The organism is Bradyrhizobium frederickii (genome assembly GCF_004570865.1).
Lineage (GTDB): Bacteria > Pseudomonadota > Alphaproteobacteria > Rhizobiales > Xanthobacteraceae > Bradyrhizobium > Bradyrhizobium frederickii.
In genome coordinates, this window is sequence record NZ_SPQS01000006.1 from 359,652 (window position 1) to 385,975 (window position 26,324).

A 26,324-nucleotide genomic window follows, 5' to 3' on the forward strand; every position below is an offset into this window, starting at 1 on the left:
CTGGGAAAGCTTGAGGAAACTGGCGAAATAGCTCCTGGCCATGGGCGCGGCATTGGACGACGTTTTCATCGACGAGATCAGCTTCCCGGCGACCGACGGGTATGGGCTCACCGGCACCCTGTTCCTGCCGCGGGGGGCCAAGCGCCACGCCGTGCTGATCAACTCGGCGACCGCGGTCCCGCGCAAAATCTATCGCGGCTTTGCTTCCTACCTCGCCCATCGCGGCTGCGCGGTGCTCACTTACGACTATCGCGGCATCGGCGATTCCCGGCTGCCGGCGATGGTCGGCTACAACCGGCCAAAGTCGCTGGTCGGCTTCAAGGCCTCGATGTCGGACTGGGCCGCGCTGGACGTCACCGCCGCGGTGCGCTGGATGCGCGAGCGGTACAATACGCTGCCGCTCGCCTATATCGGTCATTCCTTCGGCGGCCAGGCGCTCGGGCTGATCGCGAACAATACCGACATCTCTCGTGCTGCCTTGGTGGCCTCGCAGGCCGCGACCTGGCGGCTGATGACCTCACCCGAGAAGTACCGCGTCTTCGCGTTCATGAACCTCGTCGGCGTACCGCTGGTCCACGCGCTCGGCTATGCGCCGGGCTGGGCCGGAATCGGCGAGGATCTGCCCAAGGGGGTCTTCCTGCAATGGTCCGAGTGGGTCTCGAGCCCCCGTTATCTCTTCGATTCCAAGCTGCCGGCGCTGGACAATTTCACCAAGTTCAAGGGCGAGCTGCGGGCGCTGTGCTTTTCCGACGATCCCTGGGCGACGCGGCCCGCGGTCGAGCTGCTCACAAGCGGGTTCTCCGCGATCAAGCCGGAGGTGCTGACGGTGAAGCCGTCCGAGGTCGGCGCCAAGGCCATCGGCCATTTCGGCTTCTTCCGCCCCGAACACCGCGACACGCTGTGGCGCGGCGTCGCTGAATGGGTCCAGGGGGAGTGAGACGGCGTCAGCGAATGATGGTCGTGAGAGACGAGTAGCGCCTGTTCGGTCTTGCATCGCTCGGCGCGAATTGTGCGAACGCTTCGCTGACGCGGACCGCCGGCGGCGTGTCGCTCGCAAACCGAAACTCCTTCGGCCGCGGCGCATAGAAGCTGGCGCGGTAATAAGCGTCGTCGAAGCGCGCCTCGCCGACCCCGAACAATGCGTCACAGACCAGCAGGAGCGCGTAGACTCCCGCGACGGCTGCGACGATCTCCCTGAGAATTGACATGCCGATAGCCCTGCCCTTTTGCGGGCAGGATGCAGACCGGTTCCAAAGACCTGGTTTAAAGCGCCGGGCTTGTTGTCCGCAGCGTTTGCCGCCGTTGAACGGATTGCAGACAATTTGATCGATCTCGCAAAAAGAGCCCGCCGGATCGGACGATCGGGCGGGCCCCTGGACTGGCCGCTCGGGAGGCCTCAGGCGGCCAGGTCCGTCAGTCGTGGGCGGCCTTCTCGCGATGGCCGCTCTCGCTGAGACGATCGACCCAGGCGATGCCGATCGCGGAGATGATGAAGGTCAGGTGGATCAGCACCTGCCACATCACGCCGGTCTCGGTGAAGTTGCTGCGCGTGGTGCCGAGATTGCCGGCTTCGATGAAGGTTCTGAGCAGCGAGATCGAGGAAATGCCGATGATCGCCATCGCCAGCTTGATCTTGAGCACGCTGGCATTGACGTGACCGAGCCATTCCGGCTCGTCCGGATGCCCGCTCAGGTTCAGGCGGGAGACGAAGGTCTCGTAGCCGCCGACGATCACCATGATAAGCAGGTTCGAGATCATGACCACGTCGATCAGCCCGAGCACGACCAGCATGATCTGCTGCTCGCTGGCGTCAAACGAGTGCAGGACCAGGTGCCAGAGCTCCTTCAGGAACAGCAGCACATAGACGGCCTGGGCGACGATGAGGCCGACATAGAGCGGCAATTGCAGCCAGCGTGAGCCGAAGATCAGCTTCGGAAGCAGCCCGACCGGCGGCTGCGGTGCGGTCGGCACCGAAGGTGCTTTGGGTTCAGACGTCATGGATCACTCCGGATTGCGGACGGGCGTGCGCCTCAGAGACTCGCGATGACAGGCGCGAGCTCGAGCGAACCCCGATAGATCATCTCGAAGGCGACGTAAATGATGATGGCAAGGCCGACATAGGCGACCCAGCGATGCTTCTGGAGCACGCGGCCGAGCAGATCGGCGGCGACGCCCATCATCGCGACCGAGAGCAACAGGCCGAAAATGAGGATGTAGGGGTGCTCGCGCGCGGCGCCCGCGACCGCGAGCACGTTGTCGAGCGACATCGAGACGTCGGCCGCGACGATCTGCACCGCGGCCTGGCCGAAGGTCTTTGGCCGCGCGGGCTCGGCGTCGGCGCCGCTGCCATGACTGAACGCGAGTTGCCTCGCATGCGATTGCTCGCGCAGTTCGCGCCACATCTTCCAGCATACCCAGAGCAGCAGCACGCCGCCGGCAAGCAACAGGCCGATGATCTGCAGCAGCTGGGTGGCGACGCCGGCAAAGACGATGCGCAGTGCGGTGGCAGCAGCGATGCCGACGATGATGGCGCGGCGGCGCTGCTCGGCCGGCAGTCCCGCTGCGGCAAGGCCGATGACAACGGCGTTGTCGCCGGCGAGAACGAGGTCGATCAGGACGACTTGAAGCAGCGCAGACAGCGCATCGGGCGTGATGAATTCAGTCATGATTGATCATTCTTCGCTACGGACGGATCGAGCCAATGCGGCTTGCGACGCTCGATCCAGTCGAAGACCTTCGAACGGGAGGAGCGCAGCGCAGGCACGTCCTCGGCGAGCAGCGCGAGACCCAGCGGCAGCATCCAGATCCCGAGCAACGGCAGGATGGAGAGCACACCGCCGGCGACGAGCAGCGCGCCCGAGGGGATTCTGACCCAGCGGCTCGACGGTTTGAGCAGATAGGTGACGGTCTCGCTCACGCGCGGTGGCAATCGATCGACGAGCTTGTCGAGGCGCGGGTCACCGCCCGCCAGCTCGCTGGCGGGACGTGCGGCCTCACGCGTACGCTCGTTCGATGCTGCGCTCATGCTTACTCCTCCGTGGCCAATTGCCGTTCGGTCTGCCCCTGACCCGACGGGATCGACTTCGCGCGCGGCAGCGCCAGTGTCAGCAAGCGCAACAATTTGATCGCCTGCACTTCGTGGGGATGGACGTCTTCGTCGGCGGCCGCGACTCGCTGCGACAGTTCCATCAGATGTGACGACAACGGCATGTCCGAGACCGGCCGCAGCGTCTCGATCACGACATTGGCAAAATCCGGCTCCTCCAGCCGCTCGGCGAGTGCGTCGAACATTGCAAACAGCCTCTCGTCGTCGAGATGCGGCGCCAATCCGCGAGCCCTGATGAACCGGATCACCTCGTCGCGCTCGACCGGCGAAACCCGCCGGTCGGCCACGGCGACGAGCGCGCCGGCAATCACCAGCGCGGCCGCAGCCTGCTCGTTCAGACTGGACGGCTCCGCGATCTCGATCTCGATCGGATTTGAATGCTTGGCGTCGGACATCGTTGCTCCCTTATTGCGAAATGACCGCACGGAGCTGCGATGGGGACGATGAGGTCGGAGAGAACATCGAGGGCCCGACGATCGGCCAATCCATCGCATTCGCGCGGGACAGGTCATCCGACATCACGAGGTTTGCCGACATTGTCGGCGTCCTCGCCAGAGGGGCCCGGATTCTTGTTCGTGTCAGAGATAAAGGTGGGCCTGTCGGAATCAAGGCAAGATGACTGCGACCAGCCGCCGCATCGGTTCCATATCTATCGGAACGGGCCGGGGGAGCGACGCCTTCGAACCCCATCCCGATGTCAGCTTGCGCAGGAGCGCACCGTCAAGCGCTCCCCCCTGACTACTGCTTCAACCGCTTTGCGTGCGACGTCGTCAAAGTCGGACGGTTGCAGATAGCCCTGCGCATAAGCTTCCTGCGTCAGTCGCTCGAGGCGTTTGTCTTCGCCGGTGGACCATTGCTTCGTGATGTAGTCCGCACCGGGCCTGCCAAAGGTCTCGGGGTAACGTTCGGCCTCGTTCTGACGGCGATAGTAATATCCGTTGACCGAACCGATGAACCGCTTCCGGCCCTCACCTGCACAGCGCGAGCCATAGGGAATTTCGAACGCCAGCGTCGCTTCACGGCGCGTCCTCGCTCTCCCGTCGACGAAGATCGCTTCGTTGGAGCCATAGCCCGGACCGTCGGTTGGCCTTGCAGGCTCGGCTGGCTTTTGCGGCGCAAATGCCCAAGCGGCAACCTGACAGACGACCAGGGCCCAGACGATGAACCAGGCACGATTCATCTCGCATTCGTCCCGCGTTGCTGCGGCAGGCACACAGGAGACGGATCGGACCACAGGCCGGGCCCGGCAAACTGGAGCACCGTGAGGCGGATCTCCTCCGGGAAATCCTCCTTGACGATTCCCTTTTGGTCGAACGCCTCGGCGAGCTGCGCGCGGACGCGAACGTCAAGCGGCGTCGAGTATGCGGCATTGGCCTGATCACGCTTCTTTTCGCTACAGAACATCGCCAGTGCCGGATTTGGGCAGTCGAAAATCTTCATGTAGCCCCGCGCATAGGCCGACGTTGCCGCGATAAGGTTCGCCTTCATCGTTTTGTCACACGGCGACATCGCGTAGGCAGTGCCAGCCTGCAGCGCGTCCATGCGCAGCGCATCGAGCTGCGGATCCTTGTCACTTTGCAGGGTGTGCTTGGCTTCCCACGCCTTGCGTTCGTGCACCTTGACACTCTCGTCGCCGAACGAGGTCGTGAGTGTCGCCTTCAACTCACCGGTCGGTGAAGAGGAAGCGACGGTCATGGGAAAGCCGCGCATCGCCCAGGACACGCCGACAAAGGCGGTGACGAACGCCATGCAAGTGAAAAGAACGAAGCGGCTCATAATGCGCACTCAAATTACCGGGCGCAACCTAGCCGTGTCCTGTTAACAGTTTACTAGGACGTGTACTCAAAACCCGATCGACCCGCGCGGAGGGAGGGTCCGTTTAACCCTCAAGACCGGACATGGCCAGTTCGCCCCGGCTGGTCCCTTAAGGGGCCAGAAGCGGAAGTCCTCTAATCAGGAAGTGCTTAGCAAGTTGATGTCGGTAGCCAGCTCAGCGCCAGGCACAAACCTCACCAGGCCTGATTTGATCGCATATCCGCCGACTATGACCTTCGGACGAGCGCCGCCCGGCAATTCTCTGACAAGAGCGGAGATAGCCGTCACACCGGTGAGTTGTTGGGGCAAAGCCATCGAAATCAACAGCGCTTTGGGGGCAACTGCGATAATTTGCTGAGCTAGTTCATGCAAATCGAGATGGTCGACGACAGTTGGTGAACAGATGCTGTGACTTTCCAACCAAAGAGCAAGAATGCGGACGGCCAGAGTATGAGTATTGCCGGGCGCATTCATGAGAAAGTACCGGGGTGCGCCTTTTCGACGTCGTGTCCTACCCCGTTGCATGCTTCCTTCGATCAATTCGATGACGCGCTCGCTAAAGGCAGTGAACTCGTGTTCGTCGGCGACGGTGATGGTGCCGGAATGCCACTGTTCGCCGATCTTGTAGAGCAGCGGGGCCAAAACTCCGAGGAGGATATCAACGGGCTTGAAGTTAGCGGCGATCGCTTCCTCAACAAGCTGCTGAGCCAAACGAATATCATTCCGTCGCCCTGCTTCGTAGAGCGAATTGTAAACACGGCGGAGAAGCTCGGAGTGCTGGACGACATCGCTTGCGAATATATCCGGGTGCTCTGACTCGCACCTCCGGCAGAGTCCGTAAGTGACGGACAAATCTTCAAAGGGAAAGGTTTCGCCTTGAAATTTCTGACAGTAGGAGCACCACTTCAGCATTAGCGTTAGCACCTCCCAACTTTGCTAGTGGCTGCGATGGTTTCGGGCTGATTTGGCTCGGGCAATTCCTTTTTTTAGTCCGCAGCATCATTCTTCGTGACGTCTCAGTCAAAGACTAATTCAAATTACCTCGGCAACCCCCGGTAAGTTCAAAAGTGAACACCCGGATCCCTTGCGCTCCCTGTAGTTGAGCGGGAATCGACCGACGCACCAGCCCCTCTCGATAAGACCTAGCCAAGGGTGACCTCAGACTGCTGGATGAATCCGGAGCTGAGATGACCGTTTCGGGTCACAAGCCGCAGATCACGCTCAAGTCGCGGCCTTCCGCCTTGCATTGGTGAGCCGACGTTCATGAGTCCGCGCCCGCGTATGCGCGTTGCAACTCCGCAGGGTGAATGAACGTCTCAAGATGCCACGCGACATGCGAATCCTGCCGAAGAGGACGAACAGCAGCGGTCAGGAACTATCATGCAGGCCAATGAGTTACCGCACATCACGGCATCTCCCGACAGGATACACCCATGTGCCGCTGGATCGCATACCGGGGCGAGACGACGTCGTTCGAGCCCTATGTCACCGAACCCGAGCATTCCCTGGTCGCGCAGAGCATCCGCTCGCTGCAATCGACGGCGGGCTCGAACGGCGACGGCTTTGGTCTCGGCTGGTACGGCGAGCATCCCGAGCCCGGCCTTTATCGCGAGACGCGCCCGGCGTGGTCGGACGAAAATTTGCGCTACCTCTGCCGGCATCTGCGCTCGCACTTGTTCTTTGCCCATGTGCGCGCCGCCACCGGCACGGCGGTGACGCGGCAGAATTGCCATCCCTTTGCCTGCGGTCACTGGATGTTCATGCACAACGGATTCGTCGGAAGCTGGAATCGGCTGCGGCGCAAGGTCGAGGCGCTGATTCCCAATGACTATTACCCTTCACGACTCGGCACGACCGACTCCGAAGCCGTGTTCCTGGCGATGATGGGCGCCGGCCTCGACAGCGATCCGCTCCGCGCGACGCAGCGCGTGCTGCAGGCTCTCGTCGGCCTCGTCAATGAAGGCCACTTGCGCGAACGGCTGCGCTTCACCAGTGCGATCGCCAATGGCAAGGATCTCTACGCCTTCCGTGTTGCGGTCAACGACGCCGCGAACACACTCTATTTCCGTGAGGACGGCGGCCAGGTCATCGTCGTATCCGAGCCGTTCGACAAGGAAGCGGACTGGAGCGAAGTGCCGCCAAACCACGCGCTGATCGCGCGTGCATCGGAAAGCGTGAAGATTGTTCCCTTCGACGCGACAATTTGCAGTGGCGCCGAGACGGAACCCGCCCCTGCCAGAAGGATTAGTTCCCGGAGGTGACACTGCCGGGTGGGACATGACATCTGCTTCAGACGTTGTAAAACTTCTTCGACTGGATCCCTCCGACGACAAGCAGCACCTCGTCATTCGCTCCGCTGGCGGCGGCGGCAAGGCAGCGGAATATTCCTTCGGCATCGAGGAGGAGTATTTCCTGGCCGACCGCCGCAGCTTCGAGGTCGCGATCCAGACTCCCAACGAATTGTTCGAATCGGCAAACTGGTCGACCGGCGGCCAGGCCATGCGCGAGATGCTGCAATCCCAGCTCGAGGTCGCCACCAACGTTCACGTCGACGTCAACGACGCCCGCGAAGAGCTGCGCTTCCTGCGGCGCGAGGTCGCGAACGTCGCCGCGCAATATGGCTTCGTGATCATGGCCTGCGGCACGCACCCGACGGCGGTCTGGCGCATGTCGCAGCCGAGCCCGAAGCCGCGCTACGAGGAGATGATCGAGGATCTGCGCAGCATCGGCCATCGCAACATGATGTGCGGCATGCACGTGCATGTTCAGTTGCCGGATCCCGAGAGGCGCATGGCGGTGATGCGGGCGATGCTGCCGCACCTGCCGCTGTTCATCGCGCTGTCGGCATCCTCTCCGTTCTGGGATTCGCACAAGACCGGGCTGAAGGGCTACCGCCTCGCCGCCTATTCCGAACTGCCGCGCACCGGCCTGCCCGAACTATTCGAGAGCCGGCGGGACTACGACGAATATCTCGGCGCCTTGCAGCGCTCCGGCGTCATTCCCGACGAGAGCCACATCTGGTGGGCGATGCGTCCTTCGATGCGGCACCCGACGCTCGAGCTTCGTGCGCCCGACACCTGCACCTTCGTCGACGATGCCGTTGCCATCGCCTCGCTCTATCGCTGCCTGACGCGTCACCTTTATCTGCGGCCTCATTTGTCGAAGGAGGTCACGGCGGTCGACCGCGCCATCGCGGTGGAGAATAAATGGCGCGCCCAGCGCTACGGAACCGATTGCATCTTTGCCTCCCGGGACGGACCGGTCACGATCTCGGAGTTGCTCTCCCGAATCATCGACGCCACGGCCGAGGACGCGGACCTGCTGGGGTGCGCCGCCGAGATCGAGCATTGCCGCGTCATTGTGGACCGCGGCAGCTCGGCCGAATTCCAGCTTCGCGCCTATCGCGAAAACGGCGACGACATCGCAGCCGTGTCACGATGGATCGCTACATCAACGATCTCGGGAACGAGCGCGCCGATCGGGCGCAGGACTCCAGCGCCGTCATAGCGCCCGCACAAGCTTCGCGGACGGGAAGTCATTTCTGAATTTGGTACGCCGTGGGGGAATGCATGACTGACATCGCCTGGTGCGCCGGTTGCGGCCACAGCCTGGTTCCGATCCTGTCCGAGAACGGCCGCGCGCGGCCAAGCTGCTTCTGGTGCGAGGGCGTCGACGCGCGGACCATGGAGATGGCAAAGTGGGCGGACAACCCGGCCGGCAAGCCGGATCGGGCCGCGCCTCGCGCCTTCGATTGAGGCGCCCCCCGCGCGTCAAGCCCGCGCCACCAGGCGCGGACGAAACAGGGACTCGGCGGCCGGGGAAGGCGCCGCGACCGGCTTCCGCGCCGGCCGGCGCCGCGGGATGAAGACATTGTTCACCAGGATCGGCTCGTGATCGCCGAGCGCAATCCGCTCCTTTGCGAGCAGGCTCATGACCGAGCGCATCTTGATCACCTCCTGCGCCACGAAGCTGCAGTCCTCGGCGCGGTTGATCTGCTCGTGCATGATCGCCTCGGCTTCGCGCATGCTGACGCGAAGCGCTCTGATGGTTCTGCGAAGTTCGCTGATACGGTTGTCCATGGCTGCCTCCATCTCGGTGGCAGCATAAGAACAAAACATGAACACTCTGTCAATCGCCGCCAGCCCGGTCGCGACGTCTTTCGCTCATCCCAAGGCCGGCATCGCGCCGCTTCTCCCCCGACGCCGCTGCACGCACTGGCGAGGCTTGCCGACAAATTAGACAGGTCCCGTCGCTATCCCGCAAGCACGCGCCCCTCGCACCGCGCCTGACGATCAGACCAAGCCATCGATCTAACGTCCCGTGCAACCATCGGATTTTCTCCTGCGCGAGCACGCCCGCATCCCGGCGCCGGGCTCGCTTGCTGCTTCGCCAACCAACTGGCCCAAAATTCGCAGTGACGTTGCGAGCGAAGCAACGGCGCAGAGCGGAGAACGTCATGAACGTGCATGCTGCGGGCGGTCTCAAGACGATCGGCCTCACCCATCCGAATGGCGCGCCGCTTCGCCTCAACATGCAGGACTTCGTCGCAATCGATCGCGACCGGAATGCGAAGTTCGAGGCGACGTATCGTCCGCAAGCGCTCTACAATCGCGCCAACGAAGGCTTTCACGCCAACAACGAAACCTTCCTGCTGCACGAAGTCGCGACCAATCTGCCGATCTACCGTCCCGACACCGGTCCCACCGATTTCCATCTGCATCTCCCGCCCGGCGGCTTTCAGCTCGTGCTGGTCACCTCGGGCGCGTTCACCTTCGACTATGACGGGCGTTTCTATAATGTCGGCCCTGGCGCGGTGATGCTGCAAAGCGCGATCGTGCATCGCCAGCTGTTCTACACCTGGTCGGGCCTTTCGACCGAAGAGAACCTGAAGACGCCGCAGACAGTGGTGCCCGACCCGATCTCGATGGGCTATTCGGGCAAATTCCTCGAAGCCTTCATCACCGATCCCACCACCTTTCCGAATCCGACCATCGTGGGTCCGAACCAGATCGACGAGGCCGAGACGCCGCGCGTGGCCTGGAGCCACAAGCTGCACGACCGGCCGGCCGGTGCCGGCTTCTGGCTGCAGGATCCGCTGGCGCTGGATGCGCTGTTCAAGCCGCTCACCGATGGTTCCGTCAAATCGGCCATGCCGGTTTATCTGCGCGATATCGGCATCGAGAGCCCGAGTGGCCATCTCGTTACCGGCCACATCATCGCAACCGATCCGCGCGGCCAGTCGCTGCTGCCGAAGAGCACGTCGATCGCCGCCGATGCGACCTGCTTTGCGAAGGGCGAGGTCGTGATCTACCGCGTCATTCGCGGCACGGCCGAGTTCAGGAAGAAAGCCGGCGAGAGCTTCGAGCTTGCCGCTGGCGACGTAGTGACGGCGAGCAAGGATTCGATCGGCCTCGTCGGCGTCGGCGAAAACACCCAGGTGCTCCGCCTCGGCCTGCTCAAGGGCATGAACGAGCTGCGCAGCTGGACGCCGACGCAACGCGACGAGATCGACGCACTCGCCGGTCAGATCATCACGCACAAGGACGTCCGTCCGCTGCGCACCGAAGGCAAGCCGGTCGGGTATCTCTACGGCTGAGCGGCCGAGCTTACTCCGCCGCCTGCCGCACGTGGCGTGCGGTCGGGGTGCGCATGGTGACGAGTTCTTCGGCGGCGGTCGGATGCAGCGCGATCGTCGCGTCGAAATCGGCCTTGGTCGCCTTCATCTTCACAGCGATCGCGACGGCTTGCGTGATCTCGGCGGCAGCGTCGCCGACGATATGGCAGCCGAGCACGCGATCGGTCGCGCCGTCGACCACAAGCTTCATCAGCACGCGGGTGTCGCGGCCCGACATCGTCGCCTTGATCGGGCGAAACGTCGTCTTGTAGATGTCGACGTGGCTGAATTGCGCGCGCGCTTCGGTTTCGGTCAGACCCACCGTGCCGACCTCCGGCTGCGAGAACACCGCGGTCGGGATGTTGGCGTGATCGACCCTGACCTCGCGCTTGCCGAACACGGTATCGGCGAAGGCATGGCCCTCGCGGATCGCGACCGGCGTCAGGTTGAAGCGATGGGTGACGTCGCCGATCGCATAGATGCTGTCGACCGAGCTCTTCGAGAAATGATCGACCGCGATGCCGCCATTCGCAGGATTGATGGCGACGCCGGCCTTCTCCAGCCCGAGATTGGCCACCGCCGGATGGCGGCCGATCGCGAACATCACCTGGTCGGAAGCGAGGCTCGATCCGTTCGACAGATGCGTGGTGAACTCCTCGCCGTGACGGTCGACCTTCGCCACCGTGCAGCCGGTGAGGATGGTGATGCCCTGTTTCTCCATCTCTGCTCGGACATGGGCGCGGACATCCTCGTCGAAACCGCGAAGGATGTTGTCGCCGCGATAGACCACGGTGACGTCGGAGCCGAAGCCGGCGAAGATGCCGGCGAATTCCAGCGCGATATAGCCCCCGCCCTGGATCACGATCCGCTTCGGCAGCTTCTTGAGATGGAACGCCTCGTTGGAGGAGATCACGTGCTCGATGCCGGGGATCGCGGCACCGTGGTTGGGCGCGCCGCCGGTGGCGATCAGGATATATCTTGCGGTGATCTTGCGGTCGTTCTCGAGCAGACGGACGGTGTGCTTGTCCTCGATCACCGCGCGGCTCTTGACGATCTGCGCGCCGGACTTCTCGACATTGGCCGTGTAGGCCGCCTCCAGCCGCGCGATCTCCTTGTCCTTGTTGGCGATCAGCGTCGCCCAGTCGAAGCTGGCGGGCGGAACGGTCCAGCCGAAACCGGCGGCGTCCTCGAGCTCGTGACGGACATGCGAGCCGATCACGAACAGCTTCTTCGGCACGCAGCCGCGGATCACGCAGGTCCCGCCCATGCGGTACTCCTCCGCGATCATCACGCGCGCGCCGTGACCGGCCGCGATGCGGGCGGCACGCACGCCGCCCGAACCGCCACCGATGACGAAGAGGTCGACGTCGAATTCAGCCATTGTCCACTCCGACCCCTAAAGCATGGTCCGCAAAAGTGTGCAGCGGTTTTCCGAGAAGACCATGCCCAAATAACAACCTGAAGCGCGATGATGCGCTTCAGGAATTCCATGACAGATAGTGTGTGTCAGATGTCCTTGCCACGCTTGCGCATCTCGGCGCGGAAGGCCCCCATCACGGTCTCGGAGAAGGTCTGGGCCCAGGAGTTCATGAAGTTCATGCTGAGTCCGATGGCGCGCGGCTCGGCGTCGATCAGCTTCTTGCCCAGCGGCGACTTGTAGAAGGTGACGAGATCCTTCAGCTCCTGCTCGGTGAACTCGCTGGCATAGATCTGCGCCATGCCTTCGCCGATCTCGCTCTGGCGGCCGTTGAGCTGCTGGGCCACGATCGGCGCGACCTCGTTGAGGTCCTTCTGGTAGTTGAGGTTCTGCTGGATCAGCGCATTCTTGGTCTTCTCGACGAGGCCGGGCACGGCGCCCGCATACATCCCGCTGGCGTTCTTGATCTGCAGGATCTCCCTGGCTGCGGCAACGGCTGCAGGCGAGGCCTTCGGCTGGGCCGGCGCAGCCGGAGCCTTCTGGGCCTGCTGCGCCACGGCCGGGACGGCCGCCAGCGCCAAGCCCGCAGCGAGGGTCGCGGCTGGCAAGAATTTCAAAAAGCTCTTCATTCCTAGTCTCCTTTCGGCTTGCGCCGTTCAATCACGCGGATTCCCTCGCCACCCGCCAGAACGGCAGAGCTGGCCAAGCCGATGAACAATCCATGCTCGACCACGCCGGGGATCGCGCTCAACGCTCTGGCGAGGCTGGCAGGATCCTCGATCCGTCCGAGCTGGGCATCGACGATCCAGTGGCCGCCGTCGGTGACGAAAACGTGGCCGTCCTTGCCCTTGCGGACCGCCATTTGCCCGGAAACGCCGCATTCGGCAAATGCCTTCTCGATCGCGCGTCGCGTCGCGCCGAGGCCGAACGGGATGACCTCGACCGGCAGCGGAAACTTGCCGAGCGTCGGCACCCATTTGCTGTCGTCGGCAATCACGATCATGCGATCCGAGGCCGCCGCCACGATCTTCTCGCGCAGCAGCGCCCCGCCGCCGCCCTTGATCAGGTTGAGCGCGGGATCGATCTCGTCGGCGCCGTCGACCGTGATGTCGAGATGGTCGATCTCATCGAGCGTGGTCAGCGGCACGCCGCAACGCGTCGCGTCGAGGCGCGTCGCCTCGGAGGTCGGCACGCCGATCACTTTCAGCCCGGCGGCGACCCGCTCGCCGAGCAGCTCGACGAAATGCTTGGCGGTCGAGCCGGTGCCGAGCCCGAGCTGCATGCCGTCCCGCACCTCCTCGAGCGCGCGGGCAGCAGCCTGTCGCTTCAACTGATCCATATTCACGTTTGCGCCCGCCTTTGAAGTCTCGAAGGTGCCGCCGATCATGGCCGCTTTCGGCGGCCTATGTAGCCTCGTTTGTCCCGCGGGAACAGGCCTATAAGGTGATCTTATGGGCCCGCCCCTTGCGTGGACGCGACCGGGCCGGTAGCGCTTGGATCATGACCTCCCCTCACACCATCGTCTTCGATCTCGACGGCACGCTTGTGGATACGGCGCCCGACCTGATCACAGCGCTGAACTACGTGCTCGACCGCGAAGGGCTGCCGCCGGTGCCGATGGCCTCGGCCCGCAACATGATCGGCGCCGGCGCCCGCAAGCTGATCGAGCGGGGGCTGGAAGCGGAGGGCCGCGCCGTCACCCCCGCCGACATGGACCGGATGACCGCCGATTTCATCGCCTATTATGCCGATCATATCGCGGTCGAATCCCGCCCCTTCGAGGGGCTCGAGGCCGCGCTCGACCAGTTTTCGGCTCAAGGCCATCGCCTCGCGGTCTGCACCAACAAGCTGGAATGGCTGTCCAAGCGGCTGCTGGACCAGCTCGACCTCAGCCGCCGCTTCGCGGCGATCTGCGGCGCCGACACTTTTGGCGTCCAGAAGCCCGATCCGACCATCTTCCGGGAAACGGTGGCGCGGGCCGGCGGCGCGGTCAAAGCCAGCATCATGGTCGGCGATGCCGGAACCGATGTCGGGGTGGCCCGGCGGGCCGGGGTGCCCGTGATCGGGGTCAGCTTCGGCTACACCGACGTGCCGATTGCCGAGCTGAAGCCGGACCGGCTGATCCATCACATGCGCGACCTGCCGGCTGCCGCCAGCAGCCTGATGACCACGTAGCGCCGCCAGCCCCCTGAAATAACTAGCTTATTGCGCGCGGCTGCGCATTAACCATTCATTGACTATGCGCCACCCGCCGGTTGCCTGCCCCAAACGACGCTCCTAAGGTCCCTGCGGGGCTTGTGTGGCGGTTCGTCGCAGTCGAAGTGGATGGGTCATGCGTCGTGTCAGCGCGGTTGCGTTAGCGGGAGCAGGTCTGTTGGGAGCGGCAAGCCTTGGCGGCTGCTCCTCGATGTCCTGGGACGTGTTCAAATCGACCCCGCCGACGGTCCAGGTCCGGCTCGAATCCAATCCCCCGGGCGCGGACGCCACGACATCGCTCGGCCCGGGCTGCAAGACCCCCTGCTCTGTCTCGGTTCCAGCTCCCGACGTCCCCTTCACGGTCGCTTTCGCGCTGCCGAAGTACCAGCCGGCAAGCGTCCCGGTGAATCTGATCAGGAATCCGGGGGATTTCACCACCCCGGCCTCGGTGACCACGGACCCGAATCCGGTGTTTGCGGAACTGCAGCCCGCGACCCCGCCCAGACCGGCTCGCAAGCCGCACCGGCCCAGGAAACCGAAACGGGCCGCAGCGGCGCCTGCTGCGGCACCGGCTCAAGCGATTCCGGCCGCGGCCTCGCCGTTCCCCGATCCGAACGCCGGCCGGCGCTGATCTAAGTATACCACCCGATTGTCCTCGCCGCGGACGATGCTTAGATTGCGTCCCGAGCACCGCCTGAAGCCAAGGTGCGCCCGTCGCCATAAGTGACAAGGCCTCTCGCATGAACGGATCCGCCGCGCTGTCGAACCCGATGACCGATCCGTTCGGGCGGACCATCAGCTATTTGCGCGTATCCGTCACCGACCGCTGCGACCTGCGCTGCTTCTATTGCATGTCGGAAGATATGACGTTCCTGCCCAAGGCGAACCTGTTGACGCTGGAGGAACTCGACCGGCTCTGCTCGGCCTTCATCGCCAAAGGCGTCAAGAAGCTGCGCCTCACCGGAGGCGAGCCGCTGGTCCGGCGCAACGTGATGACGCTGGTGCGCTCGCTGTCGCGGCATCTTTCGAGCGGCGCCCTCAACGAGCTGACGCTGACCACCAACGGCACCCAGCTCGCGAAATACGCGAGCGAGCTCGCCGATTGCGGCGTCCGCCGCATCAACGTCTCGCTCGACACGCTCGATCCCAGCAAGTTCCGCGAGATCACCCGCTGGGGCGAGATCGACAAGGTGATGGAAGGCATCGAGGCCGCGCGCGCCGCGGGACTTGCCGTCAAGATCAACGCGGTGGCGCTGAAGAATCTCAACGAGGACGAGCTTCCCGAGCTGATGCGCTGGGCCCACGGCAAGGGCATGGGCCTGACGCTGATCGAGGTCATGCCGATGGGCGAGATCGGCTCGGGCCGCATCGACCAATATCTGCCGCTGTCGCTGGTGCGTGCGCGCCTTGCCCAGCAATTCACGCTGACGGATCTGGCCGAGAGCACCGGAGGTCCGGCCCGCTATGTCAGCGTCGCCGAGACCGGCGGCAAGCTCGGCTTCATCACACCGATGACGCACAATTTCTGCGAGTCCTGCAACCGGGTTCGCATTACCTGCACCGGAACGCTGCACACCTGCCTCGGCCACGAGGACGCCTCGGACTTGCGCAAACCGCTGCGTGCATCCGACGACGACATGCTGCTCGCGGATGCGATCGACCGCGCCATCGGCCTGAAGCCCAAGGGCCACGATTTCATCATCGACCGCCGCCACGACCGCCCCAGCGTCAGCAGGCACATGAGCGTCACCGGCGGCTGACACCGGCGGACTACGGCCTTATTCCCCTGAATTATCAACAAACTTCCGATTGACTGGCGGCACGCCCGCTGGTTTGGTGCGGCTGCCTCATGCCTGCGCGGCCAGACAAGCCACGCGCCCGTTCGGCGCAGTCAAGACGCCCGGGGCACAATCGGGGGAGGACCTATCATTGCAAGCGCTCCTAAAGCTGAGCCAGGGGATCGACGCGTTCACACGCTGGACGGGCAAACGCCTTGCGTGGCTGATCGTGGCCGCCGTCATCATCTCTGCGGTCAATGCGATCATCCGCAAGACCTTCGACACCTCCTCCAATTCGTGGCTCGAGCTGCAATGGGTGCTGTTCAGCATCGTGTTCCTGCTCTGCTCGCCCTGGACGCTGCTCGACAACGAGCACATCCGCATCGACATCGTGAACAACGCGCTGCCGAAGACGCTCCGCAACGTGATCGACGTGGTCGGTCACCTGTTCTTCCTCATTCCGCTGTGCGTCGTCATGATTATCACCGGCGTGCCGTTCTTCCAGCGCTCGTTCCATGTCAACGAGCAATCCGGCAATGCCGGCGGCCTGCCGCAATGGCCCGCCAAGGCCCTGATCATGGTCGGGTTCGCGTTCCTGCTCGTTCAAGGCATCTCCGAGCTGATCAAGCGGATTGCGGTCATGCGCGGACTGATACCGGATCCCCATGAATCGCAGGTGTCGGCGCTGGAAGCTGAAGTCGAGCATCTCGTCGAAGTGATCGAGAAGAAATAGCCGTTGGCGACGGTTTAGGGGGAATCATGACCGCTTTCATCATCGCCAATATGGCGCCCATCATGTTCGCGTCGCTGGTCGTCGTGCTGCTGCTCGGCTATCCCGCGGCATTCTCGCTCGGCGCTGTCGGCCTGTTCTACGCCATCATCGGCGTCCAACTCGGCCAATTCCATCCGGACTTCCTCCAGGCGCTTCCGGAGCGGGTCTACGGCGTGATGAACAACGACACGCTGCTCGCCATTCCCTTCTTCACCTTCATGGGACTGGTGCTGGAGCGATCGGGCATGGCCGAGGACCTGCTCGACACGATCGGCCAATTGTTCGGCACCATCCGCGGCGGCCTTGCCTACGCAGTGGTGTTCGTCGGCGCGCTGCTCGCCGCGACGACAGGCGTGGTCGCGGCGTCGGTGATCTCGATGGGGCTGATCTCGCTGCCCATCATGCTGCGCTATGGCTACGACCGTCGCATGGCGACGGGCATCATCGCCGCCTCGGGCACGCTCGCGCAGATCATTCCGCCCTCGCTCGTCCTGATCGTGATGGCCGACCAGCTCGGCAAGTCCGTGGGCGACATGTACGAGGGCGCCTTCATCCCGGGTCTCGTGCTCGCCGGCCTCTACGCCGGCTACGCTTTCCTCGTCACCTTGATCTTCCCGAACGCCGCGCCGGGCCTGCCGAAGGAGGCGATCGGCTTCCGCGAGGAAGACGGCAACCGCGGTCTCCGCTCGCTCGGTGTGCTGTTCCTGGCGAGCTGTGTCTTCGGCTGGTTCATGATGCGCAATTCGGAGACGCATGGCGCCGACTACGTCGTGCTCAGCATGTTCTATGGCATCGTCTTCGCGTTCGCCGTCGCCGTCGTGAACTGGGTCATCGACAAGCTGACCGGCTTCCGCTTCCTGTCGAAGATGGCGCAGCAGACGACCTTCGTGATGGTGCCGCCGCTGTTCCTGATCTTCCTGGTGCTGGGCACGATCTTCATCGGCATCGCGACCCCGACCGAAGGCGGCGCGATGGGGGCCGCCGGCGCCCTCATCCTCGGTGCGGCGAAGCGGCGGCTGAGCTGGGACCTGATCAGGCAGGCCACGGAATCGACCGCCAAGCTGTCGGCTTTCGTCGTGTTCATCCTGGTCGGCGCCCGCGTGTTCTCGCTCACCTTCTACGGCGTCAACGGTCACGTCTGGGTCGAGCACCTGCTCACCTCGCTGCCCGGCGGCCAGGTCGGCTTCCTGATCTTCGTCAACGCCTTCGTGTTCGTGCTGGCGTTCTTCCTCGACTTCTTCGAGCTGGCCTTCATCGTGATCCCGCTGCTCGGGCCGGCCGCCGAGCACCTCGGCATCGACCTGATCTGGTTCGGCGTCATTCTCGGCGTCAACATGCAGACCTCGTTCATGCATCCGCCATTCGGCTTCGCGCTGTTCTATCTCCGCTCGGTCGCTCCGAAGGAACGCTACACCGATCGCGTCACCGGCAAGCGGATGGAACCCGTCACCACGGGCCAGATCTATTGGGGCGCGGTGCCTTTCGTCGTCATCCAGGTCATCATGGTCGGTCTCGTGATTATGTTCCCCGCGATGGTGATGCATTACAAGGGCGTGCAGTCGACCATCGATCCCAGCACGATCAGGATCGAGGTGCCGCAGATCGAGCTGCCGCCGCTGGATCTCGGTCCGCCGTCGAAGTAGGGGGACGCAACTCGCCGTCGTGCTCCGCGCAAGCGGGGCATGATGCGCGACGGCGGGCGTGACAAGCACCGAAAACGGAGGCATACCGGGCCATCCTCAACCCTAGGGATGGCCGCCCATGCCCCGACTGCACCCTGCTCCATCGCTCGTTGGCCGGTTGATCGCCTCACTCTGGCTGACATGTGCCGCAGCGACGGTGCAGGCCGAGCCGATCGCCGATGTCCATATGCTGGCGCAACAGGAGCAGCAGCCGCTGCTCGACACGCTGCGCGATCTCGTCAACATCGAATCCGGCAGCAAGGACATCGAAGGCCTGAACCAGATCGCCGAGCGCGTTGCCGGTCAGCTCAAGCAGCTCGGCGGCACGGTGGAGATCCTGCAACCCACCGACGTCTATCGCCTCGACGACACCCCCGAGAAGATCGGGCCGGCCGTGCACGCCGTGTTCAAGGGCACGGGAACCAGGAAGATCATGCTGATCGCCCACATGGACACGGTGTACCTGAAGGGCATGCTGAAGGACCAGCCGTTCCGCATCGACGGCGACAAGGCCTACGGTCTCGGCATCGCCGATGACAAGCAGGGCGTTGCGCTCATTCTTCACACCGTGGCCCTGCTGCAGAAGTTGGGCTTCAGGGACTACGGCACGCTCACGGTGCTCACCAACGGCGACGAGGAGATTTCCTCGCCCGGCTGGCGCAGCACCATCACCCGCCTCGCCGCGGATCAGGACGCGGTGTTCTCGTTCGAAGGCGGCGGGACCGACGGCACGCTGCGCCTCGCCACCAGCGGCATCGGCTCGGCCTATCTCACCGTGCAGGGCAAGTCGTCACATGCCGGCGCAAGGCCCGAGGGCGGCGTGAATGCGCTGTACGAGCTCTCGCATCAGGTGCTGCAGATGAAGGACCTGTCCAAGCCCGAGCGGGGCCTGAAGCTGAATTGGACCGTCTCCCAATCCGGCACCAACCGCAACGTGATTCCAGCGAACGCCACGGCCCAGGCCGATGCGCGTGCGCTCAAGGTGTCCGATTTCGACGGGCTGGAGAAGGAACTGCAGGACAAGATCAAGAATCGCCTGCTGCCCGATTCCAAGGTCGATCTGAAGTTCGAGGTGCGCCGCCCGCCGCTGGAAGCCAACGAGGCCTCGCGCCGCGTGGCGGCCCACGGCAAGACCATCTATCAGGAGCTCGGAATGGCCCTCAAGGTCGACGAGAAGGCGACCGGCGGCGGCACCGACGCCGCGTTTGCCGCGCTCAAGACCAGCGGCGCCGTGGTCGAAGGCATGGGTCTGTCAGGCTTCGGTGCACATTCCAACGATGCCGAATATGTGCAGCTGGGCAGCATCGTGCCGCGGCTGTATCTGGCGACGCGCATGATCATGGACCTCTCCACCGGCAAGCTGAAATAGCGGCTCTTTCTCCCTTCTCCCCTTGTGGGAGAAGGTGGCGCGAAGCGCCGGATGAGGGGTTCTCTCCACGCGCTCAATTGAGAGTGGCCTCACTGAGAGACCCCTCACCCGTCTCGCCGTTACCGCGGCGAGCCACCCTGTTCCGCATCCGCCTTCGCCGAGGCTTCGGCGGACATGGGGGGCGAGGGTGAACCGGCAAACCCTTCCGCCAACCGAAACCGCAGCGTGAACTCGGCTCCGCCGCCGGGAAGATTCTCCACCGCAACGGTCGCCGCGTGATCGTCCGCCACGGCGCGCACGATCGAGAGTCCGAGCCCCGCACCGTCGCTGCGGCGGCGGTCGGCGCGCCAGAAGCGCTGGAAGATCAGCTCGCGCTCGGCCTCCGCGATCCCCGGACCGGAATCGCGCACGCGCACCGAACCGTCCTCGCTTACCTCGACGTCGACGGTGCTGTCCTTTGCCGTGAACTTGATGGCGTTTTCGGCGAGGTTGAAGATCGCCCGCTGCAGCATCTCCGCATTGCCGTGGATCGGCACCGGCGCATCGGCGCCCTTCAGCGCGATGTCCTTGTGCTGCGCGATCGCGAACGGGGCGATCGCGGCGACCACCTCGGCGCTGACGGCGCGCAAATCCGCGGTCTCGCCGGGATCGAGCACCAGGGTGTCGAGCTCGGCGATCTCCAGCAGCTGGGCAACGAGACGGCTCATGGTTTCGATGTCGGCATGCAGCGCCTGCCGCGCCGCGCGATCGTCAAGCGTCTCGATCCGGGTGCGCAGGATCGCGAGCGGCGTGCGCAATTGATGCGCGGCGTCCGCCGTGAACTGCCGCTGCACCCGAAAGCCACCTTCGAGCCGGTCGAGCGCCTGGTTGACGGCGGTGACGAGCGGCAGGATCTCGCGCGGGATCTGCTCCGTCGGCAGGCGGATGTCGGTGCGCGCCGGGCCGATATTGCTGGCCTTCTCGGAGGCCTTCCACAGCGGCGCGATCGCCCGGCGAAAGATGATGATGTCTGTGGCGAGCAGGATCAGCAGGATCGGGATCGTGATCCATCCGACGCGCCGGAAGAAGTTCGAGACGATGTCGTCGATGATGACGTCGCGGTGCGCGAGGTCCTCGGCGACCTGGATGCGCACCGTCTTGCCGTCGATGTCCCGGGCGACCGTGGCGCCGGAAATGCTCTCGGGCGGGCGCGTTGCAGCGGCGGCGGAGCGCCGGTGCGAAGAGAACAGCAAGCGGCCGTCGGCATCGCGAATGTCGTACTGATAGCGGCCGTACGCGTCCGAATAGAGGCCCTTGAGACTGTCGGGCAGATTGAACGTCAACTGGCCGCCCGGCTGCGCCACGATGCGCTCCGCCAGCACTTCGGCCTGGGCGCGCATGGCATCGCGATGCAGCTGGTCGATCTCGGAATTGAGCAGCCAGAACAGCACCAGCGGCAGGAAGATCGCGACCACCGCGACCGCCAGGATGTGCAGAAACACGATGCGCCAGATCAGCGATTTGAACGTCGGCGACCTGCCATAGGACCCGGCCTCTGACCCGATCTGGGCCACGCTATTTCTCCACGTCCATGAGATAGCCGACGCCGCGGATGGTGTGGATCGCGACCTTGGCGCCGTGTTCGGCGAGCTGCTTTCGCAGCCGCGAGACGTAAACCTCGACCGCGTTGGAGGCGACCTCGCCGTCCAGCCCGAAAATATGGTCCTCGACGTTCTTCTTCGGCACCACCCGCCCCTGCCGGCGCAGCAGGATCTCGAGCACCGAGGTCTCGCGCGCGGAGATGATCCGCGGCTGGTCGTCGACGAAGATCTGGCGGCTCTCGGTGTCGTAGACCAGGTTGGCGAGACTGAGCGAGCGGCCGAGCAGCTGGCCGGGCCGGCGCAGGATCGCCTCCAGCCGTGCCACCAGTTCCTCCATCGCAAAGGGTTTTGCGAGATAGTCGTCGGCGCCGCTGCGCAGGCCGCTGACGCGGTCCTGCAGGCCGCCGCGTGCGGTCAGCACCAGCACGGGGAGCGGCTCCATCTTGACGCGCAGCTCGCGCAACACCGACAGACCGTCGCCGTCGGGCAGCCCGAGGTCGAGGATCATCGCGGCATAGCTGACGCTGCTCACCGCCTCGCGCGCCTCGGCCGCGCTGCCCACGATGTCGCTCTGGTAGCCGGCCGCCGCCAGCCCACCCGCGACGAGCCGCGACAGCTCGGCATTGTCCTCGACGATCAGAAGGCGCATCGCATATCCGCCGAATACCCAAGTCACCGCACGGCTCGCGCCGCATCTTCGCTCTCTTCCCCCATTCCGGCCGCCTCGGCCAGCGAAAAAACGCCGAACAGCTGGCCCTTCCCTGTCAAGCTCATGTAGGTCGGAGCCGCGCGCATCTCCAGCAGGCAAGCCGCTCCCATATGATCAGACATCGCGTGCGGCCGTTGCCGGCCTCGGGCCGTTTGCTCCATTGACGGGGCCGCGACCCAACGGCTAAATTGGCGATGTCGGAAAAGGCAGACTTGGCTTGGTAAGCCCAAGTCCTTTCGGTAACGAAAGCTCTGGTCTTTGGCCCCGTGCCTGAGATCCCCGCGACGAACACGATCGCCTTTCAAGCGGTCAAGCGTTCGTCCGTGAGGTCCTCAGGTCTGGGAAACGCTCCGGTCGAACATTGACCATGGAGCAGTTTATGCAGATCCCCGACACTCCTCTGTATGACGTCATCATCGCGGGCGCAGGCCCCGTCGGCCTCTTTCTGGCTTGTGAGCTGCGGCTCGCCGGCCGCTCGGTGCTGGTCCTGGAAAAGGCACGACACCCGCACTCGCCGCTCAAGAGCCTGCCTTTCGGCTTGCGCGGTCTCTCGGTGCCGACGATCGAGAGCTTCGACCGCCGTGGCTTGCTGGAGCGTCTGAAAGCCGGCGCGGCGAGCCGAGAGACGCCAGCGGGTGCGCACTGGATGCAGCAGCAGCGCCGCCCCGGCGGTCATTTCGCGGGCATCCAGTTCTTCCACGATCAGATCGACGCAACGCAATGGCCATACCGCCTGCCCGGCCCGATCGGGAGCATGGCGGCCGAAATGGCGAGCATCGAGGCCGTCCTTGCGATCCGCGCAGAGGCGCTGGGTGCAGAGATCCGGCGCGGCCGCGGCGTCGAAACTCTCAGGCAATCCACGGACGGCGTGACTGTCGAGACGGCCGGCGAAACCGTCCAAGGCCGCTGGCTCGTTGGTTGCGACGGCGGGCGCAGCAGCGTGCGAAAGGCGGCCGGTATCGGCTTCACCGGTACCGATCCGGAATTCACCGGCTATTCCGTGCAGGTCGAACTGGCCGATCCGGCCTTGCTCGAGCCCGGTCGCCATTACACGCCTACGGGGATGTACACCTATGCGGCGCCTGGGACGATCGCGATGGTCGATTTCGACGGCGGCGCCGCGCATCGCCGCGAGCTGGCGCGCGACCATGTCGAGGCGGTGCTGCGCAGGGTTTCGGGCGTCGACCTGACGGTAACTGCCCTGCTGCTCGCCACCACCTGGACCGACCGCGCTTGTCAGGCAACCGACTATCGCGCCGGCCGCGTATTGCTGGCCGGCGATGCCGCACACATCCATTCGCCGCTGGGCGGCCAGGGCCTGAACCTCGGTCTCGGCGATGCCATGAACCTCGGGTGGAAACTCGCGGCGACCATTCGTGGCGATGCGCCCGCCGGGCTGCTCGACAGCTATTCGACTGAACGACATCCGGTGGGAGCGCAGATCCTCGACTGGTCGCGCGCCCAGGTCGGGCTGATGCGCCCCAGCCGGAGTTCGCGCGCACTCGAAGCCGTCGTCCGTGATCTCATCAACACGCGCGACGGCGCGACCTACTTCGCCGAGCGCGTGTGGGGTGTTTCCCTCCGCTATGATCTCGGCGGGAGCCATCCGCTGGTGGGGCGGAGTGCGCCCGACTTTGAACTGGGCGATGGGACAAGACTAAGCGCGCTCCTCAGAACCGGGAAAGGGCTGCTGCTGGATTTCGGCGCACGGCCGTCACTTCAAGCGCTTGCGCGCCGCTGGCGTGGCCGGATCAACTATGTTGCAAGCGAGGCAAAGGAACGATTGGGCTTGATCGCCTTGCTCGTGCGCCCCGACGGCGTCGTGGCCTGGGCCGGCGAACAGGCTCCCGACAACGAGGAAGCGTCTCAGGCCGCAGCGCGATGGTTCGGTGAGCCCAACGCGAACTAAAGGCAGTCTTGAGTTCGGTCCAGCGGATTGCCGCCGCTAGAGCATGATCCGGAAAAGTGCGCCGCGGTTTTTCCGAAAAGATCATGCTTAAACAACCACCTAAAGCGCGATGACGATTCATCCTAATCGCATCGCGCTTTAGGCCTGTTCATCCGGATACCGCCGCGCGATCAGGAACGAGCTGGCCGCTGCGCCGGCGAGCAGGCACGCCACCACGACAATGCTGGTGGGCAATGAGATCAGACCGCGCTCGTGAGCGCTGATCGCGGCGGTGCCAAATGTCAGCCAGCCTCCAGTCACGACAAAGCACGACACGGCCCGCAAGACAGCGCATCGTGTCACCGGCCTATAATTGAGGAATTTCAGGAGCAACGGCCCGCACGTGAGTCCTAGCGCAAGGACCCATCCATAGATCAGCGTCGGTACGTGAAGGAGATCGGTCAGACTGGGAGACAAGGTGACACCTGGGGCTTCCGGAGTTTGACGTCCCTGACCGAAATGCGGTTCACATATTTCGCGCATAGCGGATCGGCAGGCGCGCACCGGATGGCCATCGGCAGACCAGCAGCGAACCCGACGACGCCAGCGAGGCGACAAGGTCGGCTGCTCACCCTTCCGACCTGGAACTGCGCTTCCCGAACGCCGCTCTGAGTTCGGCCAGCTCGTCGCGGGTTGCTCCTCGCTCCGCGTCGGCCCGACTTGCAGGCAAGTCCAAATAATCGATCGGCGCGTCGAACTGGCTCGCCGTGAAGTCGTACCTCTTGCCGCCGATCCGATTGTAAAAATGCTCGCCGGCCGGCAAGGGCGTCTTCAGCAGCTCGCCGCCGAACAGTTCGTGAATGAGCAGCGAGGTGACGTTGCACTGTCCCGCCGCGGGGTTGCTCGCGGTCCATTGGCTCGCCGTCGCCAGCGACCATGCCCTGCACAGCGCTCTGTGAACATCATCTGGATCGAAGCTCAGCACCGTTCCCGCCTCCGCGAAGACCGCTTGTATCGCCGATTTTTTCCGATGACTTATCAAGCCGTTGGCTACTGTGCATGGGGTTGTTTTTCGGTTTTCAAGCCTGGGCCCGTCCAGACATGACAGCGCCCCGGAGCTTTCGCGCCGGGGCGCTGCCTGCGAGAGACGGCGTGGTCAGCTCTGCGAGCGCCGCGCCATGAAGATGTCGTAGCCGACCTCGGCGACCTGGAACCAGGCGTAGCCGTCGCTCGTGAACTTGGCGAGCGAGTCGTGCACCTTCTTGAAGTTGGGGTTGGTCGCGGCGACTTCGGCGTGCAGCTCCTTGGCGGCCTTGTGGCAGGCATCCATGATCGACGGCGAGAACGGGTGCAGCTTGGTGCCGCCCGCCAGCAGCTTCTTCAGCGCCAGCGGATTGGCATTGTCGTAGCGCGCCATCATGTAGTTGTTGGCGTAGTGGCCGGCCTGCTCCAGCACGCTCTGGTAATATTTCGGCAGCGCGTTCCACTTGTCGAGGTTGACGAAGGCCATCAGCATCGGTCCGCCTTCCCACCAGCCGGGATAGTAGTAGTGCGGCGCGATCTTGTAGAAGCCGAGCTTCTCGTCGTCATAGGGGCCGACCCATTCGGCGGCGTCGATGGTGCCCTTCTCCAGCGCGGGATAGATGTCGCCGCCGGCGAGCTGCTGCGGCACCACGCCGAGCTTCTGGAGCACGCGGCCGGTGAAACCACCAATGCGGAATTTCATGCCCTTGAGATCGTCGGGCGTGTTGACCTCTTTCCTGAACCAGCCGCCCATCTGGCAGCCGGTGTTTCCCGCGAGCAGCGAGACGACGTTGTAGCTCTTGTAGAATTCGTTGAGCACGTCGCGGCCGCCGCCCAGCATGTACCAGGCCTGGTTGATGCGCATGTTGGGGCCGAACGGCACGGCCGAACCGAAGGTGAAGGTCGGATCCTTGCCGAAATAATAGTAGGAGGCGGTGTGGCCGATTTCGCAGGTGCCGTTCTGCACGGCGTCGAGCACCTGGAGGCCCGGGACGATCTCGCCAGCCGCGAAGATCTGGATCTGGAATTTGTTGTCGGTCGCCTCAGCGACCATCTTGCACATCATCTCGGCCCCGCCAAACAGCGTGTCGAGCGACTTCGGCCAGCTCGTCGGCATACGCCATTTGATTTCCGGCATCGATTGCGCGATCGCGGGAGCCGCGAGCGTGGCGGCGCCGGCCGCGCCAAGTCCAGTGACCTTGATGAAGTCTCTTCTCTTCATGATTTCCTGCCCTGATGGATCGTGATTGTGGGCCTTCTTGTCGAGGCTTGCCGCCAGCATGACGCAAGCCGCGGCCGAATGCCATCCCGATCGCACTGCGGCAAAGAAAAAGCCCGGCCTCGCGAGTGAGGCCGGGCGATCTGGTCCTGCGAC

Annotated in this window: 29 protein-coding genes; 12 read left to right on the forward strand and 17 right to left on the reverse strand. The window is 64.1% G+C overall.

The window, feature by feature from the left end:
• Positions 1–40 precede the first annotated feature (40 nt).
• Positions 41–937, forward strand: a complete 897-nt coding sequence (locus E4K64_RS13390; RefSeq protein WP_135163924.1) for an alpha/beta hydrolase family protein — start codon at positions 41–43, stop codon at positions 935–937.
• Between the two features lie 7 nt (positions 938–944).
• Here the strand turns inward: E4K64_RS13390 and E4K64_RS13395 are convergent, their stop codons facing one another.
• From E4K64_RS13395 to E4K64_RS13430, 8 genes are all read right to left on the reverse strand, one after another.
• Positions 945–1,208 carry a hypothetical protein gene (locus E4K64_RS13395; RefSeq protein WP_135163925.1) on the reverse strand — a complete coding sequence of 88 codons (264 nt, stop codon included), beginning with the start codon at positions 1,206–1,208 and terminating at the stop codon, positions 945–947.
• Between the two features lie 205 nt (positions 1,209–1,413).
• Positions 1,414–1,998 carry a TIGR00645 family protein gene (locus E4K64_RS13400; RefSeq protein ID WP_135163926.1) on the reverse strand — a complete coding sequence of 195 codons (585 nt, stop codon included), beginning with the start codon at positions 1,996–1,998 and terminating at the stop codon, positions 1,414–1,416.
• A 32-nt stretch (positions 1,999–2,030) separates the two neighbouring features.
• A complete protein-coding gene (locus tag E4K64_RS13405; protein WP_135163927.1) occupies positions 2,031–2,666 on the reverse strand; it encodes a TerC family protein in 636 nt (211 codons plus the stop codon).
• Positions 2,663–3,025, reverse strand: a complete 363-nt coding sequence (locus E4K64_RS13410) for a hypothetical protein (protein ID WP_135163928.1) — start codon at positions 3,023–3,025, stop codon at positions 2,663–2,665. The genes E4K64_RS13405 and E4K64_RS13410 overlap by 4 nt, the downstream gene beginning before the upstream one ends.
• Positions 3,026–3,027: 2 nt before the next feature.
• Complete coding sequence (locus tag E4K64_RS13415) at positions 3,028–3,501, reverse strand: TerB family tellurite resistance protein (RefSeq protein WP_135163929.1); 474 nt, start codon at positions 3,499–3,501, stop codon at positions 3,028–3,030.
• A gap of 302 nt (positions 3,502–3,803) precedes the next feature.
• Positions 3,804–4,286: a hypothetical protein gene (locus E4K64_RS13420; protein ID WP_135163930.1), complete on the reverse strand. Its 483-nt coding sequence runs from the start codon at positions 4,284–4,286 to the stop codon at positions 3,804–3,806.
• Entirely contained in the window at positions 4,283–4,882 is a 600-nt protein-coding gene (locus tag E4K64_RS13425) for a hypothetical protein (RefSeq protein ID WP_135163931.1), read from the reverse strand. The genes E4K64_RS13420 and E4K64_RS13425 overlap by 4 nt, the downstream gene beginning before the upstream one ends.
• A gap of 177 nt (positions 4,883–5,059) precedes the next feature.
• Entirely contained in the window at positions 5,060–5,833 is a 774-nt protein-coding gene (locus E4K64_RS13430; RefSeq protein WP_167771979.1) for a cobalamin B12-binding domain-containing protein, read from the reverse strand.
• Positions 5,834–6,354: 521 nt separating this feature from the next.
• On the opposite strand from E4K64_RS13430, the gene E4K64_RS13435 reads away from it, so the two are divergent.
• The 3 genes from E4K64_RS13435 (at position 6,355) to E4K64_RS13445 (ending at position 8,676) form a co-directional block, all read left to right on the forward strand.
• Positions 6,355–7,182, forward strand: a complete 828-nt coding sequence (locus E4K64_RS13435) for a class II glutamine amidotransferase (RefSeq protein WP_126261558.1) — start codon at positions 6,355–6,357, stop codon at positions 7,180–7,182.
• Positions 7,183–7,198: 16 nt separating this feature from the next.
• Positions 7,199–8,428 (forward strand): carboxylate-amine ligase, encoded by a 1,230-nt coding sequence (locus tag E4K64_RS13440; RefSeq protein ID WP_135163933.1) that lies wholly within the window; start codon positions 7,199–7,201, stop codon positions 8,426–8,428.
• Positions 8,429–8,490: 62 nt separating this feature from the next.
• Complete coding sequence (locus tag E4K64_RS13445) at positions 8,491–8,676, forward strand: hypothetical protein (protein ID WP_135163934.1); 186 nt, start codon at positions 8,491–8,493, stop codon at positions 8,674–8,676.
• A 15-nt stretch (positions 8,677–8,691) separates the two neighbouring features.
• Here E4K64_RS13445 and E4K64_RS13450 read toward each other — a convergent pair whose 3' ends face one another.
• Entirely contained in the window at positions 8,692–9,000 is a 309-nt protein-coding gene (locus E4K64_RS13450; protein WP_235884661.1) for a hypothetical protein, read from the reverse strand.
• Between the two features lie 377 nt (positions 9,001–9,377).
• Here E4K64_RS13450 and E4K64_RS13455 point away from each other — a divergent pair, with 377 nt between their 5' ends.
• Positions 9,378–10,517, forward strand: a complete 1,140-nt coding sequence (locus E4K64_RS13455) for a hypothetical protein (RefSeq protein ID WP_135163935.1) — start codon at positions 9,378–9,380, stop codon at positions 10,515–10,517.
• A 10-nt stretch (positions 10,518–10,527) separates the two neighbouring features.
• Here E4K64_RS13455 and gor read toward each other — a convergent pair whose 3' ends face one another.
• The 3 genes from gor to rpiA all read right to left on the reverse strand — a co-directional run bounded on the left by gor (position 10,528) and on the right by rpiA (position 13,297).
• On the reverse strand, positions 10,528–11,916 hold the full coding sequence (gene gor, locus E4K64_RS13460) for a glutathione-disulfide reductase (RefSeq protein WP_135163936.1): 1,389 nt from the start codon (positions 11,914–11,916) through the stop codon (positions 10,528–10,530).
• A 125-nt stretch (positions 11,917–12,041) separates the two neighbouring features.
• Positions 12,042–12,581: a DUF2059 domain-containing protein gene (locus E4K64_RS13465; protein ID WP_126261548.1), complete on the reverse strand. Its 540-nt coding sequence runs from the start codon at positions 12,579–12,581 to the stop codon at positions 12,042–12,044.
• A 2-nt stretch (positions 12,582–12,583) separates the two neighbouring features.
• Positions 12,584–13,297, reverse strand: coding sequence for a ribose-5-phosphate isomerase RpiA (gene rpiA / locus E4K64_RS13470; protein ID WP_126261547.1), 714 nt, complete (start codon positions 13,295–13,297; stop codon positions 12,584–12,586).
• 155 nt (positions 13,298–13,452) lie between these two features.
• On the opposite strand from rpiA, the gene E4K64_RS13475 reads away from it, so the two are divergent.
• From E4K64_RS13475 to E4K64_RS13500, 6 genes are all read left to right on the forward strand, one after another.
• On the forward strand, positions 13,453–14,127 hold the full coding sequence (locus tag E4K64_RS13475; RefSeq protein WP_135163937.1) for an HAD family hydrolase: 675 nt from the start codon (positions 13,453–13,455) through the stop codon (positions 14,125–14,127).
• 157 nt (positions 14,128–14,284) lie between these two features.
• On the forward strand, positions 14,285–14,779 hold the full coding sequence (locus E4K64_RS13480) for a hypothetical protein (protein ID WP_167771980.1): 495 nt from the start codon (positions 14,285–14,287) through the stop codon (positions 14,777–14,779).
• A gap of 109 nt (positions 14,780–14,888) precedes the next feature.
• Positions 14,889–15,908 carry a GTP 3',8-cyclase MoaA gene (gene moaA / locus E4K64_RS13485; RefSeq protein WP_135163939.1) on the forward strand — a complete coding sequence of 340 codons (1,020 nt, stop codon included), beginning with the start codon at positions 14,889–14,891 and terminating at the stop codon, positions 15,906–15,908.
• A gap of 169 nt (positions 15,909–16,077) precedes the next feature.
• Positions 16,078–16,659 carry a TRAP transporter small permease subunit gene (locus E4K64_RS13490; protein ID WP_135163940.1) on the forward strand — a complete coding sequence of 194 codons (582 nt, stop codon included), beginning with the start codon at positions 16,078–16,080 and terminating at the stop codon, positions 16,657–16,659.
• Positions 16,660–16,685: 26 nt separating this feature from the next.
• Positions 16,686–18,341, forward strand: a complete 1,656-nt coding sequence (locus E4K64_RS13495) for a TRAP transporter large permease (protein WP_135163941.1) — start codon at positions 16,686–16,688, stop codon at positions 18,339–18,341.
• 118 nt (positions 18,342–18,459) lie between these two features.
• Positions 18,460–19,749, forward strand: a complete 1,290-nt coding sequence (locus E4K64_RS13500; RefSeq protein ID WP_135163942.1) for a M20/M25/M40 family metallo-hydrolase — start codon at positions 18,460–18,462, stop codon at positions 19,747–19,749.
• Positions 19,750–19,868: 119 nt separating this feature from the next.
• Here E4K64_RS13500 and E4K64_RS13505 read toward each other — a convergent pair whose 3' ends face one another.
• Both E4K64_RS13505 and E4K64_RS13510 read right to left on the reverse strand, forming a co-directional pair.
• Entirely contained in the window at positions 19,869–21,302 is a 1,434-nt protein-coding gene (locus tag E4K64_RS13505; protein ID WP_167771981.1) for a sensor histidine kinase, read from the reverse strand.
• A gap of 1 nt (position 21,303) precedes the next feature.
• Positions 21,304–21,978 carry a response regulator gene (locus E4K64_RS13510; RefSeq protein WP_135163943.1) on the reverse strand — a complete coding sequence of 225 codons (675 nt, stop codon included), beginning with the start codon at positions 21,976–21,978 and terminating at the stop codon, positions 21,304–21,306.
• A gap of 439 nt (positions 21,979–22,417) precedes the next feature.
• Here E4K64_RS13510 and E4K64_RS13515 point away from each other — a divergent pair, with 439 nt between their 5' ends.
• Positions 22,418–23,947 (forward strand): FAD-dependent monooxygenase, encoded by a 1,530-nt coding sequence (locus tag E4K64_RS13515; protein ID WP_430642494.1) that lies wholly within the window; start codon positions 22,418–22,420, stop codon positions 23,945–23,947.
• A 138-nt stretch (positions 23,948–24,085) separates the two neighbouring features.
• Here E4K64_RS13515 and E4K64_RS41105 read toward each other — a convergent pair whose 3' ends face one another.
• From E4K64_RS41105 to E4K64_RS13530, 3 genes are all read right to left on the reverse strand, one after another.
• Positions 24,086–24,271, reverse strand: a complete 186-nt coding sequence (locus tag E4K64_RS41105; protein ID WP_235884662.1) for a hypothetical protein — start codon at positions 24,269–24,271, stop codon at positions 24,086–24,088.
• 283 nt (positions 24,272–24,554) lie between these two features.
• On the reverse strand, positions 24,555–24,911 hold the full coding sequence (locus tag E4K64_RS13525; RefSeq protein ID WP_430642495.1) for a YunG family protein: 357 nt from the start codon (positions 24,909–24,911) through the stop codon (positions 24,555–24,557).
• Positions 24,912–25,082: 171 nt separating this feature from the next.
• Positions 25,083–26,171, reverse strand: a complete 1,089-nt coding sequence (locus E4K64_RS13530) for a TRAP transporter substrate-binding protein (protein ID WP_135163974.1) — start codon at positions 26,169–26,171, stop codon at positions 25,083–25,085.
• Positions 26,172–26,324 lie beyond the last annotated feature (153 nt).

Excerpts from the sequence above, each read along its gene's own strand:
- E4K64_RS13390 (WP_135163924.1), top strand. The coding sequence starts at position 41 with ATGGGCGCGGCATTGGACGACGTTTTCATCGACGAGATCAGCTTCCCG.
- E4K64_RS13395 (WP_135163925.1), bottom strand. The coding sequence starts at position 1,208 with ATGTCAATTCTCAGGGAGATCGTCGCAGCCGTCGCGGGAGTCTACGCG.
- E4K64_RS13400 (WP_135163926.1), bottom strand. The coding sequence starts at position 1,998 with ATGACGTCTGAACCCAAAGCACCTTCGGTGCCGACCGCACCGCAGCCG.
- E4K64_RS13405 (WP_135163927.1), bottom strand. The coding sequence starts at position 2,666 with ATGACTGAATTCATCACGCCCGATGCGCTGTCTGCGCTGCTTCAAGTC.
- E4K64_RS13410 (WP_135163928.1), bottom strand. The coding sequence starts at position 3,025 with ATGAGCGCAGCATCGAACGAGCGTACGCGTGAGGCCGCACGTCCCGCC.
- E4K64_RS13415 (WP_135163929.1), bottom strand. The coding sequence starts at position 3,501 with ATGTCCGACGCCAAGCATTCAAATCCGATCGAGATCGAGATCGCGGAG.
- E4K64_RS13420 (WP_135163930.1), bottom strand. The coding sequence starts at position 4,286 with ATGAATCGTGCCTGGTTCATCGTCTGGGCCCTGGTCGTCTGTCAGGTT.
- E4K64_RS13425 (WP_135163931.1), bottom strand. The coding sequence starts at position 4,882 with ATGAGCCGCTTCGTTCTTTTCACTTGCATGGCGTTCGTCACCGCCTTT.
- E4K64_RS13430 (WP_167771979.1), bottom strand. The coding sequence starts at position 5,833 with ATGCTGAAGTGGTGCTCCTACTGTCAGAAATTTCAAGGCGAAACCTTT.
- E4K64_RS13435 (WP_126261558.1), top strand. The coding sequence starts at position 6,355 with ATGTGCCGCTGGATCGCATACCGGGGCGAGACGACGTCGTTCGAGCCC.
- E4K64_RS13440 (WP_135163933.1), top strand. The coding sequence starts at position 7,199 with ATGACATCTGCTTCAGACGTTGTAAAACTTCTTCGACTGGATCCCTCC.
- E4K64_RS13445 (WP_135163934.1), top strand. The coding sequence starts at position 8,491 with ATGACTGACATCGCCTGGTGCGCCGGTTGCGGCCACAGCCTGGTTCCG.
- E4K64_RS13450 (WP_235884661.1), bottom strand. The coding sequence starts at position 9,000 with ATGGACAACCGTATCAGCGAACTTCGCAGAACCATCAGAGCGCTTCGC.
- E4K64_RS13455 (WP_135163935.1), top strand. The coding sequence starts at position 9,378 with ATGAACGTGCATGCTGCGGGCGGTCTCAAGACGATCGGCCTCACCCAT.
- gor (WP_135163936.1), bottom strand. The coding sequence starts at position 11,916 with ATGGCTGAATTCGACGTCGACCTCTTCGTCATCGGTGGCGGTTCGGGC.
- E4K64_RS13465 (WP_126261548.1), bottom strand. The coding sequence starts at position 12,581 with ATGAAGAGCTTTTTGAAATTCTTGCCAGCCGCGACCCTCGCTGCGGGC.
- E4K64_RS13475 (WP_135163937.1), top strand. The coding sequence starts at position 13,453 with ATGACCTCCCCTCACACCATCGTCTTCGATCTCGACGGCACGCTTGTG.
- E4K64_RS13480 (WP_167771980.1), top strand. The coding sequence starts at position 14,285 with ATGCGTCGTGTCAGCGCGGTTGCGTTAGCGGGAGCAGGTCTGTTGGGA.
- moaA (WP_135163939.1), top strand. The coding sequence starts at position 14,889 with ATGAACGGATCCGCCGCGCTGTCGAACCCGATGACCGATCCGTTCGGG.
- E4K64_RS13495 (WP_135163941.1), top strand. The coding sequence starts at position 16,686 with ATGACCGCTTTCATCATCGCCAATATGGCGCCCATCATGTTCGCGTCG.
- E4K64_RS13500 (WP_135163942.1), top strand. The coding sequence starts at position 18,460 with ATGCCCCGACTGCACCCTGCTCCATCGCTCGTTGGCCGGTTGATCGCC.
- E4K64_RS13510 (WP_135163943.1), bottom strand. The coding sequence starts at position 21,978 with ATGCGCCTTCTGATCGTCGAGGACAATGCCGAGCTGTCGCGGCTCGTC.
- E4K64_RS13515 (WP_430642494.1), top strand. The coding sequence starts at position 22,418 with ATGCAGATCCCCGACACTCCTCTGTATGACGTCATCATCGCGGGCGCA.
- E4K64_RS13530 (WP_135163974.1), bottom strand. The coding sequence starts at position 26,171 with ATGAAGAGAAGAGACTTCATCAAGGTCACTGGACTTGGCGCGGCCGGC.